Below are 15212 nucleotides of genomic sequence, written 5' to 3' on the forward strand. Positions count from 1 at the left end.
GGGAAAGACAGCCCCTGACCGAACAACACCTCGATCTGCGCCCGCTCCTGCAGCGTCAACCTCGCACCAGCCATGCCACGCACCCTCTCGATGAGGACCACGTTGCAACAACCACCTGACGCCAAGGGCCCGGAAACCCGCACCTGCTGACCGTTCGGCGCGCGCCCCCGTGCGCGCGCGGCGGGGTCAGCGGGTGGGTGGGTCCAGGTGGGCGGTGTTCGCGTCGAGGTCGACCGGGGGTGCGGCGTCGCCCGCGTGCTGGCGGTCGTGCCGCTGGCGCTCCCGCTCCTCGGTGACGTGGGTGTTGCTCGGCTGGAACACGTCGATCAGCTCGCCCAGCGCCCCGCTCGCGCCCGAACCACCCTCGGGCCGGGGCGCGCGCGGGCGCGGACGCCGCCGGTCGAGCACCCCGTGCGCAACAAGCCGGTCGAGCACGACCAGCCCCACCACGACGGCCGCGCCGACGACGACCCACCCCGTGACGTCCACCCCGCCAGTCTGACACCGGGCCCCCGGCGGAGCGCGTCCTGATCCCGCCCGCGCCCGCACCTACGCACGCGAGCGAACTCCGCACCCGCACCTCTCCCCTAACCCGCGCGCTGACCCCGCGCGCGCCGGCGTCGAGTGGTCAGCAGGTGCGGGGATCCGGGCCTGGAAACCCACACCTGCTGACCGTTCGGCGCTATCCCGCGCTCGGGGTGAAGCGGAGCGTGAGGTCCGCGGGGGCAGGGTGCAGGGCCGCGTTCGGGAGGACGCCCGGGCCGCACGCAGCGCTGCCGAGGCCGTGCTGGGCCGCGTCGAGGTGGACGTGCAGCAGCCCGTCGGGGACGAGCTCGTGCGGGTGCGCCGCCCGGTCCAGCGCCTGATCCGACCAGGGGCGCAGGGAGAGCTCGACGCCCGCGCGCGGGACCCCGCCGTACACGGTCGGTCCGGCGTCGAGCACCAACCCCGAACCGTCGGCGAACCGCAGCGCCGCGTGGGTGACGCCCCGCCGCGCGCCGTTCTCCTGCGGGTGCGTGTACCGGGTCCCGAGGTCGGCGACCGTGTGCCGGTAGGTGCCCCCGACGGCGGCCTTCCTCGAGTCGGCGTAGGACTCGTCGGGCCCGAGGCCGGTCCAGGTGACGTCGACGTCCGCCGCGTGCTCCTCCGCGAGGGTGAGCAGCAGCCCGAGGCGCGCGACGGTCCCGTCCCAGCGACCCTCGGGGACGATGCGCGCCCGCAGGTCCACGGACCCGTCGGCGGCGGCCGTCCAGGTGTAGGTGGTGCGGAACCCGTTGCGGGTGCGCGGCCCGGCCGTGCGGGCCTCGACCACGAGGGCGCCGGACGCGTCGAGCGTCGCGGAGATCTTGCGCTCGGCCAGCAGGTGCAGCCCGGACTCCTGCCAGACGGTCTGGTCGGACGGCCCGGTCCACATGCCCGAGCGGCGGTCGTTGTCCGTGGGCGCACGCCATGCGTCGACCCGCAGCCCCTCGACCCGGCGGCCGCCCAGCGACAGCAGCGTCCCCACGGCGTCGAACCGCGCGGACCCCACGGTGAACGACCCGTCCGCCTCGACGGACCCACGGATCGGCGCCGCCGAGGGCACGGCGAGCGCCACCGCGGGCACCACCGCGACCTGCCCGGTCGCGATCACGAAGGACCCGTCGGCCGCGGCGTCGTCGCGCCCGTCGAACCACGGGGCGTCCAGCGCGTCGGCCTTCTCCTGCACCGCGCGCAGGGTCCACCAGGTCGGGGTGTGGTCGGCGGCGGGCAGCGGCAGCCCGGCGGGCGGCGCGACCGTGACCGTCGCCCCCGGCGCCAGCGCGCCCAGGTCGAGCACGCCGTCCGCGAGGACGTCGTCCCCGTGGTGCAGCGTCCACGCGAACGTCACGTGCGCGGTGTCCCGGAACGCGTACCGGTTGCGCACGAGGATCGCGTCGCCGGCCGGGACGACGTCGAGCCGCACCGGCGCGAACACCGCGGCGACCTCCCGCAGGGACGGCGACGGGGTGCGGTCGGGCAGCACGAGGCCGTCCGCGACGAACGTGCCGTCGTGGAACGCCTCCCCGAAGTCGCCGCCGTACGCGGAGAACAGGGTGCCGTCGGCGTCCCGCCGGGACAGGCCGTGGTCGATCCACTCCCAGATGAACCCGCCCATGAGGCGCGGGTGCGCGTCGAAGAGGTCGTCGTAGTCGGTGAGGCCGCCGGGGCCGTTGCCCATGGCGTGCGCGTACTCGCACTGCAGGAACGGCATCAGCCGGCGGCGCGCGTCGGCCTCGGCGCGGGCGAGCGGCGGCTCGATCCCCTGGCCGATCAGCGCGGTGTGCTCGCTGGTCGCGTACATGCGGGAGTACACGTCGACGTCGTCGGAGGACCAGTCGCCCTCGTAGTGGATCGGGCGGGTCCGGTCGAGCGCGCGGATCGCCGCCGCCATCGCCCCGATGTTGCGGCCCGCGCCCGCCTCGTTGCCGAGCGACCACAGGACGATGCTCGGGTGGTGGGCGTCGCGGCGGACCATGCGGGTGACGCGGTCCACGAGGACGTCGGTCCAGGCGGGGTCGTCGACGGGGTTGCCCTCCCAGCCGCGCTCGTCCTCGAACCCGTGCGTCTCGAGGTCGTTCTCGTCGATGACGTAGAGGCCGTACCGGTCGCACAGGTCGAGGAAGTGCGGGTGCGGCGGGTAGTGGCTGGTGCGCACGGCGTTGACGTGGTGCCGCTTCATCAGCAGCACGTCCTCCTCCATCAGCGCGGGGCTGACGGTGCGCCCGCGCAGCGGGTCGAACTCGTGGCGGTTGACGCCGCGGAGCTTCACCGGCGCGTCGTTGACCAGGAAGACGCCGTCCCGGATGGCGATGCTGCGGAACCCGGCGTGCAGGACCACGCGCTCCCCGGGCGCCGTGACCACGACCTCGTACAGACGAGGACGCTCGGCGCTCCACGGCTCCACCGGGACGGACGCGGACTCGCCGGGCGCGAGGTTCAGCCCGAGCTCGGGCACGGACACGCGCGTGCCCGGGGCTGCGCCCTCGACATCGACGAGGATCGTCCCGACGCCGCTCGCGGCGTCGTAACCGGCGGTGACGGCGGCGTGCCCGATGCCCGCCTCCGGCCGGTGCTCCAGGGTGACGGAGCGGAAGATGCCCGACAGCCACCACTGGTCCTGGTCCTCGACGTAGGAGTACGCGGACCACTGGGTGACGCGGACGGCGAGCAGGTTCTCGCCGGGGCGCAGCACGTCGGTGAGGTCGATCTCGGTGGGCAGGCGCGAGCCGTGCGACACGGCGACGACCTCGCCGTTGACGGCGACCTCGAACCAGGAGTCGACGCCCTCGAACCGCAGGGACGTCCGCCCGGTGGTCGGCCAGTCCGCGGGGAGCGTGACGGTGCGGCGGTACTCGCCGGTGGGGTTCTCGTCGGGCACGTGCGGCGGGTCGATGGGGAACGGGAACAGCTTGTTCGAGTACGCCGGGGTGCCGTAGGGCCACGCGTCCGGGGCCTGCGCGAGCTGCCAGTGCCCGGGGACCTCGATCTGGTCCCAGCCCTCCCCCGAGTCGGAGCGCTCGACGCCGGTGCGGGCGGTGGGCGACAGCCGGAACCGCCACGGCCCGTCGAGGCTGAGCGTGCGGGCGTCGGAGGACCCGGTCGGCGGGCGGAACCGGGCGGGCAGGACCCCGGTCGGCGGGCTGACGGTCTCGTGGCTGGTCACGGGCACTCCTCCAGGGTGGGGCACGGTCCGCCGGGAACGCCAGCACAGGGCGTCGTCGGCCTAGTTCAACGATGGACTATAGTCGGCGGCGCTGCCATGGTTCAACGCTGAACGCCGCCTCGTGCGGTCCCGGGACGAAGGGTCTTCCCCATGCACTCCGCCACCGTCGTCATCGACCCCGCCTTCACGATCGCCCCGGTGCGCCGCGGCACCTTCGGCACCTTCGTGGAGCACCTCGGCCGGTGCGTCTACACCGGCATCTACGAGCCCGGGCACCCCACCGCCGACGAGCACGGGTTCCGCGGCGACGTCCTCGCGCTCGCCCGCGAGATGGGCGTCAGCACCGTCCGCTACCCCGGCGGCAACTTCGTGTCCGGGTACAACTGGGAGGACGGCGTCGGCCCCGTGTCCGAGCGGCCGGAGCGGCTCGACCTCGCGTGGCACTCCACCGAGACGAACGCGTTCGGGCTGCACGAGTTCATGACCTGGACCCAGGTCGCCGGGGTCGAGCCGATGATGGCCGTCAACCTCGGCACCCGCGGGCTGCCCGAGGCCCTCGACCTGCTGGAGTACAGCAACCAGCGCCGCGGCACCGCCCGCGCCGAGCAGCGCCGCGCCAACGGCGCCGACGAGCCGTTCGGCATCACGTTCTGGTGCCTCGGCAACGAGATGGACGGCCCCTGGCAGCTCGGCCACAAGACCGCCCGCGAGTACGGGCGGCTGGCCGCGGAGACGGCCCGCGGCATGCGCCAGATGTTCCCGGACCTCACGCTCGTCGCCTGCGGCTCCTCATCGTCCGGCATGCCGACCTTCGGTGACTGGGAGCGCGAGGTGCTCGAGGAGGCCTACGACCAGGTCGACATGATCTCCGCGCACGCCTACTACCGGGAGCAGAACGGCGACCTCGGGTCGTTCCTCGCGTCCGCGCAGGACATGGACCACTTCGTCGCGTCCGTCGCCGCGACCGCCGACGCCGTCGGGGCCGCCCGCAAGTCGACGAAGAAGATCGGCATCTCGTTCGACGAGTGGAACGTCTGGTACCACGAGGACGAGTCGAAGCTCCCGAAGGGCGAGGACTGGCCCGTCGCCCCGCGCCTGGAGGAGGACGTCTACACCGTCGCGGACGCGGTCGTCGTGGGGAACCTGCTGATCTCGCTGCTGCGGAACTCCGACCGGGTGCACTCCGCCAGCCAGGCGCAGCTCGTCAACGCGCTCGCGCCGATCATGACCGAGCCCGGCGGCGCGGCCTGGCGGCAGACGACGTTCCACCCGTTCGCGCTGACGTCGCGGTACGCCCGCGGCCAGGTGCTCCGGGTCGCGATCGACGCGCCGACGTACGAGAACGCCCGCTTCGGGACGTCGGCCCTCGTGGACGCGGTCGCGACGCACGACGCCGAGACCGGCGAGGTCGCGGTGTTCGCCGTGAACCGGGCGGTCGACGGGCCGACGACGCTGCGGGTCGACCTGCGCGGGACCGGGGCCCCGGCGCTCGTGGAGGCGCTGACCTACGCGCACGACGACGTGCACTGGCGCGCGACGGAGGCCGACGCCGAGACGGTCCTCCCGACCGCCAACGCGACCGCGCGCGTCGAGGACGGCGTCCTGGTCGTCGACCTCCCGGCGGTGAGCTGGTCGGTCCTGCGCCTGCGGGCGTAAGCGATAGCGCCCCACGATCCTCGGACCGCACCTCCCGACGAGCGGGTGGCGGCACGGGGATCGTGGGGCGTCGTCGTGCCCGGCGTCAGGGGCGCTCGGCCGCCAGGACGTCCGTGAGGAGGCCGACCAGCGCGTCGAGCTGGACGTCCGCCGACGCGGCCGAGTCCTCCTCCGTGGCGCCGTCCAGCGCGCGGGCCGCGAGGCCGGACTTGCTGTCGATGAGCGCCGCGATCTTCGCGTCGATGGTCTGCGCGGCGATGATCCGCCACGCGGTGACCGGCTCGGACTGCCCGATGCGGTGGATGCGGTCGATGGCCTGGGTCTGCTCGGCGTTGGTCCAGGACAGCTCGGCGAGCACCAGGTTGGACGCGACCTGCAGGTTGAGGCCGACGCCCGCCGCGGTGAGCGAGCAGACCACGATCTGCACGTCCGGGTCCTCGACGAACGCGGTGATGTTCTTCTCGCGGACCTTCGGGGTCTGGTCGCCGCGGATCGAGGCGTACCGGATGCCGCGCTCGGCGAAGGTCTGCTCGGCGGCGTCCATGACGTCGACGTGCTTGGCGAAGAACACGACCTTGCCGACGTTGCGGGCCAGCTGCGCGGCGTAGTCCGCGGCGAGCCCGGCCTTGGCCTGGCCGATCCGCCGGACCATGGTGAACACGTTCTCGCCCTTGGCCTTGGAGCTGGAGTCCTTGAGCTCCGCGGCGGCGACCCGGCGCGCGAGGTCGAGGTCGACGGCGGCACCGAACGAGGTGTCGTCGCCGCGGGCCTCGAGCGCGGCGCGGTAGCGGCCGAGCAGCCGCTCGGCGAGCGCCGTCTCCGCCGCGCGGATGGAGCGGCCGACCGCGCCGTCGAGCTCGACCGGGAGGTCCGCGACGCGGCGGGCGGGGATGTCGGCGACGACGTCGACCTTGCGGCGCCGCACGATGCCCATGTCGACGACGGCCGAGCGCGCGACGGACGCGAACCCGGGGTCGGCGGGCGTGAGGCCGGAGTCCTCCAGCGCGGTGAGCAGCGCGCCCAGCGGCTTGGTGTCGTCGATCCAGCCGAGCAGCTGCCAGATCGCCCGGAAGTCCTCGATGTCGTTGACCAGCGGCGTGCCGGTGAGCGCCATGAGCAGCGGCCGCCCGACCCGGTCGCGGATCTTCTGGGACAGCGCGAGCACGTGCTGCGAGCGCTGCGAGGACTTGTTCTTGATGAAGTGCGCCTCGTCCACGACCATGCCGCGGAACCCGAAGTCGCCGAGCCACCCGGCGTGCCGGTCGAGGATCTCGTAGTTCACGATGACGACGTCGGCGAACGCGTCGACCCGGTCGCCGTCGCCGTGCACGACGGTGGCCTGCCGGAACGGCGTCCACAGCCCGACCTCGTGCGCCCAGCTCGTCTTGACGACGTTGGGGACGACGACCAGCAGCGGGAACGCGTCGGCGGCCTGCGCGGCCAGCAGGGCCTGCGCGGTCTTGCCGAGGCCGGGCTCGTCGGCGAGCAGGAACGTGCGGTGCCCGCCCGCGGCCGCGGCGACGACCTGCGCCTGGTGCGGCATCAGCGACCGGCCGGACGTGGTGGCCGCGGCGCCGACGGCGGGCAGCGGCATGCACGCGGGGGCGCCGGGGGCGTCGCGCTCGAAGGACCGGAACAGCGGCTCCAGCAGCTCCCAGCCGGCCAGGCGGCGGGCCTTGGTCTGCACCCGCGCGGCGGCGGCCTCGAAGTCGGGGGCGAGGAACGGGTTCGCCATCCGGCGGGAGATCACGGACTGCGGGACGACCTGCCTCGGCGCGGACCCCGTCGTCGTGCTGGTGGTCGTCGTCGGGGCGGCGGGCTCCGGCTCGGGCTCCTCCGGCGGCTCCAGGCCCCCGGCGCGCATGAGGTCGGCCTTGAGGGCGCGCGCCGCGTCCGACACGCGGGCGTCCTCGGCGAGCAGGGCGAGCAGCGAGGTGTCGCGCACGGCGATCTTGGCGAGCAGCGTCGCGACGCCGTCGAGGCGCTTGAGCTGCTCGGCCCGCTTCGCCGTCGACAGCCCCGGGTCCGCGAGCACGCGGGCGCGCTCCTCGCGGACCAGCAGGGACACCACCTGGAACCGGGTGCGCACCGCCGGGCGGGTCGGCGGGCGCTTCACGGCCCCGTCGACGTCGTGGGCGGCCGCCGCGAGCACGGGGATGATCCCCTGCTGCTGCGCGGCGGGACGCGAGGTGCGGCGCCGCTGGGCAGCGGGACCGGAACGCCCCGCGTCGCTCCCGCGACCTCGACCTGCTCGTGCCACTGGTTCCTCCTCCGAAGTCCTGCTGCACGCCGCTGGCAGCGGCGCAGCGTCCCGCACGGCCCGCGCGGGCCCGAGGCCCGCCGGACGGCCGGCGCACGCCCGGACGCACGACGAGCACAGGCCCGCCCCCGGACGGCGCGCACGGGCATCGACCCCGGCCCGACCCCGCCCCTGGGGTCACCCGGACCGGGTCGTCCGACCCGAGGTGCGCGAGAACGCTGTGCGCCTGGGCAGACTCGAACTGCCGACACCCGCTTTAGGAGAGCGGTGCTCTATCCACTGAGCTACAGGCGCGCGGGCCCCGGGCCGGACACGGTCCGAGGACTCGTCCGGGAGCGCCGATCCGCCTGCGCGGCGGGCCCGTGCGGCGCCGTCCGGGCCTGCGTGGTCCGGTCGGCGCGGGTCCAGCGTACCGGTGCGCGCCTCGGGGGTGCGCACCGGCGCCCCGCACGAAGGGCGCCCCGTCCTTGAGCGCGCACCGGGCCCTGCGCTACGTTCGCCGCACAGCCGCCGCACAGGTGGCACCTGTGCCACGACCCCGCCGGTCTCGGCGGGACGCACCACCTCGACGCCGGGGGGCCGGTGCCGAGCTCGCTCGGGACCACGGGGGACGCGATGAGCGATGACGTCCGCGCCAGCGCCTGCGCCCGCCACCGCGGGCTGACGCCGCCCCGCCGATGACCGCCGACGTGCGGGAGTCGCCGCCGGGGCAGGCGGTCGGCCGCACGCTGTCCCGGTGGACGCTGGCCGCGCTGACGGTCGGGACGATGGTGGGCGGCGGAGTGTTCTCCCTGCCCGGGGAGTTCGCGCGGTCCACGGGTGTGGTCGGAGCCGCGATCGCCTGGACCCTCGCCGGTGCCGGCATGCTCACGCTGGCGGTCGTCTTCCAGCGGCTGTCGGAGCGCCGCCCCGACCTGGACGCCGGCGTGTACGCCTACGCGCGCGCGGGCTTCGGCCGGTACGCGGGGTTCCTGTCGATGATCGGGTACTGGGCCGTCGCGGTCCTCGGCAACGTCGTCTACTGGACGCTCGTCATGTCGACGATCGGCGAGTGGGTCCCGGCCCTGCGGGGCGGCAGCACCGTGGCGGCCGTTGCCGCGTCGTCGGCGGGGCTGTGGTTCTTCCACGTCCTGATCGCGCGCGGCGTCCACTCGGCGACGGCCCTGAACCGGGTCGTCACGGTCGCCAAGCTGGTGCCGCTCCTGGTGTTCGTGGTGATCGTGGGGTCCGCCTTCGACCCGGCGGTCTTCGCCGACAACCTGGTCTCGGACCTCGACGGCGGGTCGATCCCGGCGCAGCTGTCCGGGACGATCGCGGTCACGGTGTTCGTGTTCATCGGGGTCGAGGGCGCGAACACCTACTCGCGGTACGCGCGGCGGCGCCGCGACGTCGGGTGGGCGACGATCACCGGGTTCCTGTCGGTGCTGGTGCTGTTCGTGCTCGTGGCGATGGTCGGGTACGGCGTCCTGCCGATGGCCGAGATCGCCGCGCTCGAGCAGCCGTCCGTGGCCGGCGTGCTCACGCACGTCGTCGGGGAGTGGGGCGCGGTGCTGGTCGCCGTGGGGCTGCTGGTGTCGGTCCTCGGGGCGTACCTCGCGTGGTCGCTCATGGCCGCGGAGGTGGTCGTGAACGCCGCCCACGAGGGCGACCTGCCCGCCTGGTTCGCCCGGGAGAACGCCCGGAAGGCGCCCGTCGGGGCGCTGGTGCTGACGAACGCGACCGTGCAGGTGTTCCTGCTGCTCGCCCTGCTCGCCGAGGACGCCTTCGACGCGGCGGTCGCGCTCACCACGTCGATGGTCCTCGTGCCGTACCTGCTGAGCGCCGGGTTCGCGGTCCAGGAGGCGCTGGCCGCCCCCGCCCGCCGGACCGGCCTGCTCGTCGTCGCGGTGCTGGCCGTCGCGTACACGGCGTTCCTGTTCTACGGCGCCGGGCCGCGGTACGTGCTGATGTCGGCCGTGATCTACGCGCCGGCGACGGTGCTGTTCGTGGCGGCGCGCCGGTCGCGGGGCGAGCGGGCGCTGACCCGGCCGGAGCGGGTCGTCTGCGGGGTCGTCGTGACGGCAGCCGTCGCAGCGGTCGGGCTGCTGGCCACCGGGGTCGTCGAGGTCGGGTGACGCCGCCCCGGGCGGGGCCGCAGCGGGGTCAGCGGGCGGGCCGGCTCAGGGGGAACAGGATCGTGTCCCGGATGCTCAGCCCCGTGAGGTTCATGACCAGCCGGTCGACCCCCAGGCCCATCCCCCCGGTGGGCGGCATCGCGTACTCGAGCGCGGCGAGGAAGTCCTCGTCCACCTGCATCGCCTCGGGGTCCCCCGCCGCGGCGAGCAGCGACTGGGCGACCAGGCGGCGCCGCTGCTCCAGGGGGTCGACGAGCTCGGAGTAGGCGGTCCCCTGCTCGGCCGCGAAGATCACGAGGTCCCACTTCTCGGCGAGGCGCGGGTCGTCGCGGTGCTGGCGGGTGAGCGGGGCGTTCTCCTTCGGGAAGTCGGTGTAGAACACCGGCGTCGTCGTGGTCTTCTCGCACAGCTCGCCGTAGATCTCCTCCAGGGCGACGCCCCACGTGGCGCGCGGGTCCAGGTCGAGCCCGATGCGGTCCGCGTGGCGGAGCAGGTCCCGCACGGGCGTGTCCGCCGTGACCTCCTCGCCGAGCTTCTCCGAGACGGCCTGGCAGACCGTCCGGACGGGCCACGTCCCGGACAGGTCGTACTCGGTGACCCGGCCCTCGGCGTCCACGCGGCGCGCGACCGGGGCCCCGTAGATCGCCACGGCGGCGTCCTGGATCATCTGCTGCGTCAGCAGCCGCATGGTGTCGTAGTCGCCGTAGGTCTCGTAGACCTCGAGCGAGGTGAACTCCGGGTTGTGCTTGAAGTCGACGCCCTCGTTGCGGAACTGTCGGCCGATCTCGAACACCTTCTCCATGCCGCCGACGACGAGCCGCTTGAGGTGCAGCTCGGTCGCGATCCGCAGGTACAGGTCCATGTCGTAGGCGTTGATGTGGGTCTCGAACGGCCGCGCGTTGGCCCCGCCGTGGATGCTCTGCAGCACGGGCGTCTCGACCTCGGTGAACCCGCGGGCGTGCAGCGAGTCGCGCAGGCTGCGCACGACGGCGGCGCGCTGGTACGCGATGTCCCGCGCCTCCTGGCGGACGATCAGGTCGACGTACCGGGCCCGGATGCGCGCCTCCGGGTCGGTGAGCCCCTTGTGCTTGTCCGGCAGCGGGCGCAGGGACTTGCTCGTGATCCGCAGCGACGTCGCGCGCACCGACAGCTCGCCGCGCCGGGTGGTGACGACCTCCCCCGTGACCCCGAGGTGGTCGCCGAGGTCGACGTCGTGGCGCCAGAGGTCCAGGTCGGCGGCGTCGACGCCGTCGGCCGCGACCATGACCTGCAGGTCGCCGCTGCCGTCACGCAGCGTCCCGAAGCCCAGGCGACCGCCGTCGCGCTTGCGGATCAGCCGGCCCGTGACGGAGACGTGCTGCCCGGTCGCGGTGCCGGGCGGCAGGTCCCCCGCCTCGGCGCGCACCGCGGCGAGCGTGTGCGTGCGCGGGGAGGTCACGGGGTACGGGTCGACGCCCCGGGCGCGCAGGCGCTCGACCTTGGCCCGGCGGACGCGCTGCTGCTCGGGCAGCCGGTGCGCGGCCATCGCCTCCTCGACGGCGTCGGGAGCGGCGGGGATCTGCGCCTCGACGGCCGCCGCGTAGGCCGCGCTCGCGTGCGCGAGCGGGTCGCCGTCGCGCCCACGCCGGGTGAGCAGCCGCAGGGAGGGGCGGGTGAGGAACCCCTCGGCGCTGCCGGCGGCGGTGCCGACGCGCGGCAGGTCCGAGGTGTACTCGAAGCAGATGAACCGCGGCTGCCACTCGGGCTGGTACTTGGCGTTGGACCGGTACAGCGACTCGAGCTGCCAGTTCCGGCTGGCGAGCACGAGCGACTGCCGCCACAGCCGCGCGATGGGCCCGGCGCCGACCTCGGCGCCGCGGGCGAACGCCTCGCGGAACATCGCGAAGTTGAGGGACACGCGTCCCGCCCCGAACTCGGCGGCCCGCTCGGCGAGCGACGCCACCATGAGCTCGACGAGGCCGTTGTCGGCGGACGGGTCGCGCCGCATGAGGTCGAGCGAGACCCCCGTGCGCCCCCAGGGCACGAAGCTGAGGAAGCCCCGCAACCGACCCTCGTCGTCGAACGCCTCGACCAGGACGCAGTCGCCGTCGAGCCGGTCGCCCAGCCGCCCGAGCGCCATGGAGAAGCCGCGCTCGTCCCCGCCGTCGCCGCGCCACTGCGCCGCGGCCGCGTCGAGGGCCGCGAACTGCTCCGGGTCGAGGTCCTCGTGCCGGGTCACGCGCGTGGTGAACCCCCGGCGCTGCAACCGGCTCACGGACTGCCGGACGGCCTTCATGCCGGGGCCGGACAGCGTGAACGCCCGCATGTCGACGATGGCCTCGTCGCCGATCTCCCAGGCGGTGAGGCCGGCGGCGCCGTACGCGAGCGCACCGGCCGTGTTCGCGCCCATGACCGCGAGCGACCAGCCGTTGGAGCGGGCCAGCCGGCGCCACTGCTCGATGGCCGCGTCCCAGTGCTGCGGGTCGCCGACCGGGCTGCCGCTGGCCAGGCACACCGACCCGACGACGCGGTACGAGACGCCGGCGCGCGCCGTCGACGGGTCGCCGCTGTCCCAGACCACGGCCTTGTCGCGGCGGGTGGCGAAGTACCCGAGCGAGTCCTCCCCGCCGAACTCCCGCAGCAGCGTCCGGACGCGCGCCTCGTCGGCCGAGTCCAGGGCCCGGGTGAACCCGGGCGAGCGGAACAGCAGGACGGTGGCGAGCACGACCGTCGCGGCGGCGACCAGGTTGATCACGCCCCGGACCCACAGCGGCGCGGTCGCGCCCGACGGGTCGCCGAGCTCCCCGATGTCGCCGAGCATGATGCCGAGCACGAGCTGCGCGGCGTCACCCTCGGCCTGCTCGGTGCCGAACCGCAGGACCAGCGCGGTCCCGGCGGCGAGCGTCACCGCACCCCCGAGCAGGAAGACGGCGAGCGCCCGCAGGAAGCTGCCGCGCACGGCACGGGCGGCGAACTGCCGGCGCACGCGCAGGAGCACCACGATCGCGGCCGTCACGACCACGAGGCCGACGGCGTCGGCCCACGACCGGTCCTCGAGGATGCGGCCGATGCGCCCGAGCTGCGGCAGCACCGCCCACCAGATCAGCAGGATCCACCAGGCGGCGCGCATCCGCCGGTGCAGGGCGATCCCGATGGTGGCGAGCAGGGCGGCGTAGACGAGGTTCGGGATCACCGGCAGCGTCAGCTGCGAGACCACGTCGTCGGGCTCCGCGAAGTAGCGCCGCCACGGCGGCACGACCGCGACCGTGACCACCAGCGCGCTCGCGAGGAACATCAGCGACGCGATCCGGTCGGGCCAGCGGTCGTCGGGGCGGGGCGCGTCCGGGACCGGGGGATCCGGGTCGGCCGGAGCCGCGACGGGTGCCGGTCGGGCGACGTCGACCATGTGAGCCTCGCTCCCCGAGCGCGCTCGTCCCGCGTGCTCGTCATCCCCTGGGGCGACCACGGAGCCGCTGGCCGCGTGCTCAGGAACATAACGGTCCCGCGACCGGTCACGCCAGGGTCGGGACGGCTGCGGCGGGGGTGCGCTAGTTTCCCGGTACGGATCCTCGGGGAACCTCCCGGAGCCCGGAGTTCGGCCTCGCGCCCCGGCCACGCCGGCGGCGCAGATCGGAGCGACCTGTGATCGTCTCGCTGCTGTGCGCGGTCGGCTCCGCGCTCGCGTACGGGTCCAGCACCCTGATGCAGGCGGTCGCGACGCGGCGCGCCCACGGCCTCGCGGTGGTCCTCACCCCGCTGGTCGTCGCCGCCTTCGCCGTCGACGGGGCGGGCTTCCTGCTGTCCCTGCTCGCCCTGGACAGCCTGCCGCTGTTCGTCGTGCAGTCGATCATGGCGTCGATGCTGGTCGTCGTGGTCGTCGGGGCGCGGTTCGTCCTGAAGGCGCGGCTGCGGCGTCAGGACGTCGTCGCCGTCGTCGTGGTGATCGGGGCGCTCGTGCTCATCGGCCTGGGGTCGGGCGAGCAGCCGGCGGTCGAGCCGCCGGCGGCCTTCGAGCGCACGATGCTGGTCGCGACCGGGATCCTGGTGGTGCTCGCGCTCGCGCTGTACCGGACGGGTCCGGGGTGGGCGCTGGCGGCGGTCGCCGGCCTGGGGTTCTCGGCCGCGGCGATCGCGGCGCGCGCCTCCCACCACCACGACGGCCTCGCGGCGATGGTGTGGCAGCCGATGACGGTCTGCATCGTGGTCGGCGGGGTCGTCGGCGCGCTGGCGAACCTGCGGGCGCTGGAGCGGCTCGCGGTGGGACCGTGCGCCGCGATCCTCTCCGTGATCGAGGTCGTGGTGCCCGGCGCGGTCGGCGTCCTGGTCCTCGGCGACACCATCGCGAACGGGATGCTGCCGGGCGTCCTCGTCGGGCTCGTGCTCGCGATCGGCGGCTGCGTCGTCCTCGCGCTCAGCCCGGCGAACCGCGCGGCCGAGGAGGCGCCCGGACCGGCGGTGGCCGCGACCTGAGTCAGCCGACCCCGGGCCGCCGCACCGCGCGCCGGTGCCGGAGCAGCACCGGGACCACCACCGCCAGGCACAGGCTGGCCGACGCGGTCTGCGCGCGCTGCCACCACCCCGTCCCGACCGTCTCGACCCCGAGGTTGTCGGCGACGGACAGGCCCGCCGAGACGAGGCTGGTCGCGGCGTAGAGCACCACCGGTGCCCACCACGCCAGGGCGACGCGCACGCCGCGCCGGCGGGTCCCGACCAGCAGCCCCACGATCACGGCCGCCAGCAGGACCAGCCCCGTCGTCGCCGCCAGGCTCGTCAGCGAGTGCGCGGTCCCCGCGCTCGCCAGCCCGTCGGCCTCCGCGCAGCCGGCGTCCACGGACGGCGCGCAGGGCAGCGGGCTCAGCACGTCGGCGATCGTCCCGATGCCGTACAGCAGCACCGGGACCGGCACCAGCCGCTCCAGCAGGGTGTCGGTGCCGCTCCGGCCCCGCCGCAGCAGCAGCGCGGCCACGACCGCGGCGACACCGGCGACGCCGTCGGTCAGCGCGAACAGCCAGCGGGTCGGCTGGTCGACGGCGGCGAGCTCGGACTGGAACGCCTCCGCCGGGTCCAGCGGGAACCCCAGCAGCGCCTCCCACGGCACCCCGGTGTACGCCACGGCCGCGAGCAGCAGCAGCCCCCACGCGACCCGGTGCACCGCGGCGGGGCCCGTCTCCCGGTCGTCTCCCGGGCCGTCTGCGGCCATCGAGCCCTCTTCCCGTGCGCGCGCCGCCCACGGCGGACCCGTCCGGGACGACGGTAGCGGGTGACGCGGCGCGCCGTCGGGACGTCGGCTGCGGCCCCTCGGCGCGCCGGCGGGGGTCAGCCGAGCAGCCGGGCCTTGGCGGCGGCGAACTCGCTGTCGTCCAGGACCCCCGAGGCGTGCAGCTGCCCGAGCCGCTCGAGCTGACCGAGCAGGTCGGCGCCCCCGGCGGGCAGGGCGGCGGCCGGGGCCGGGGCCGGCTGGGCGTACTGCGCCGCGGCCTGCTGCGCGGCCGCCTGGACCCGCGCCTGCTCGTCCGCG

Annotated in this window: 9 protein-coding genes and 1 tRNA gene; 3 read left to right on the forward strand and 7 right to left on the reverse strand. The window is 74.9% G+C overall.

Annotated elements, in window-relative coordinates; all coding sequences use genetic code 11:
- Window positions 1-186: 186 nt before the first annotated feature.
- Together EBM89_RS16075 and EBM89_RS16080 are read right to left on the reverse strand one after the other, a co-directional pair.
- Window positions 187-489 carry a DUF6191 domain-containing protein gene (locus tag EBM89_RS16075; protein ID WP_122150669.1) on the reverse strand — a complete coding sequence of 101 codons (303 nt, stop codon included), beginning with the start codon at window positions 487-489 and terminating at the stop codon, window positions 187-189.
- A 193-nt stretch (window positions 490-682) separates the two neighbouring features.
- Window positions 683-3685 carry a glycoside hydrolase family 2 TIM barrel-domain containing protein gene (locus tag EBM89_RS16080; protein ID WP_122150670.1) on the reverse strand — a complete coding sequence of 1001 codons (3003 nt, stop codon included), beginning with the start codon at window positions 3683-3685 and terminating at the stop codon, window positions 683-685.
- A 150-nt stretch (window positions 3686-3835) separates the two neighbouring features.
- Here EBM89_RS16080 and arfA point away from each other — a divergent pair, with 150 nt between their 5' ends.
- On the forward strand, window positions 3836-5341 hold the full coding sequence (gene arfA, locus EBM89_RS16085) for an arabinosylfuranosidase ArfA (RefSeq protein ID WP_122150671.1): 1506 nt from the start codon (window positions 3836-3838) through the stop codon (window positions 5339-5341).
- Between the two features lie 85 nt (window positions 5342-5426).
- Here arfA and EBM89_RS16090 read toward each other — a convergent pair whose 3' ends face one another.
- Both EBM89_RS16090 and EBM89_RS16095 read right to left on the reverse strand, forming a co-directional pair.
- On the reverse strand, window positions 5427-7601 hold the full coding sequence (locus EBM89_RS16090) for a DEAD/DEAH box helicase (RefSeq protein WP_122150672.1): 2175 nt from the start codon (window positions 7599-7601) through the stop codon (window positions 5427-5429).
- 221 nt (window positions 7602-7822) lie between these two features.
- A tRNA-Arg gene (locus EBM89_RS16095) sits at window positions 7823-7895 on the reverse strand.
- 383 nt (window positions 7896-8278) lie between these two features.
- On the opposite strand from EBM89_RS16095, the gene EBM89_RS16100 reads away from it, so the two are divergent.
- The gene (locus EBM89_RS16100) at window positions 8279-9715 is read left to right on the forward strand and encodes a basic amino acid/polyamine antiporter (RefSeq protein ID WP_122150673.1); all 1437 of its coding nucleotides are present in this window, start codon (window positions 8279-8281) and stop codon (window positions 9713-9715) included.
- A 28-nt stretch (window positions 9716-9743) separates the two neighbouring features.
- Here EBM89_RS16100 and lysX read toward each other — a convergent pair whose 3' ends face one another.
- Entirely contained in the window at window positions 9744-13100 is a 3357-nt protein-coding gene (gene lysX / locus EBM89_RS16105; protein ID WP_122150674.1) for a bifunctional lysylphosphatidylglycerol synthetase/lysine--tRNA ligase LysX, read from the reverse strand.
- A gap of 236 nt (window positions 13101-13336) precedes the next feature.
- On the opposite strand from lysX, the gene EBM89_RS16110 reads away from it, so the two are divergent.
- Window positions 13337-14164: a hypothetical protein gene (locus EBM89_RS16110; RefSeq protein ID WP_122150675.1), complete on the forward strand. Its 828-nt coding sequence runs from the start codon at window positions 13337-13339 to the stop codon at window positions 14162-14164.
- 1 nt (window position 14165) lies between these two features.
- Here the strand turns inward: EBM89_RS16110 and EBM89_RS16115 are convergent, their stop codons facing one another.
- Both EBM89_RS16115 and EBM89_RS16120 read right to left on the reverse strand, forming a co-directional pair.
- Window positions 14166-14894, reverse strand: coding sequence for a DUF998 domain-containing protein (locus EBM89_RS16115; RefSeq protein ID WP_122150676.1), 729 nt, complete (start codon window positions 14892-14894; stop codon window positions 14166-14168).
- A gap of 116 nt (window positions 14895-15010) precedes the next feature.
- Window positions 15011-15212: SHOCT domain-containing protein (locus tag EBM89_RS16120; protein ID WP_147463587.1), on the reverse strand; the 202-nt coding region annotated here is incomplete at its 5' end.

The organism is Cellulomonas triticagri, from assembly GCF_003696205.1.
Lineage (GTDB): Bacteria > Actinomycetota > Actinomycetes > Actinomycetales > Cellulomonadaceae > Cellulomonas > Cellulomonas triticagri.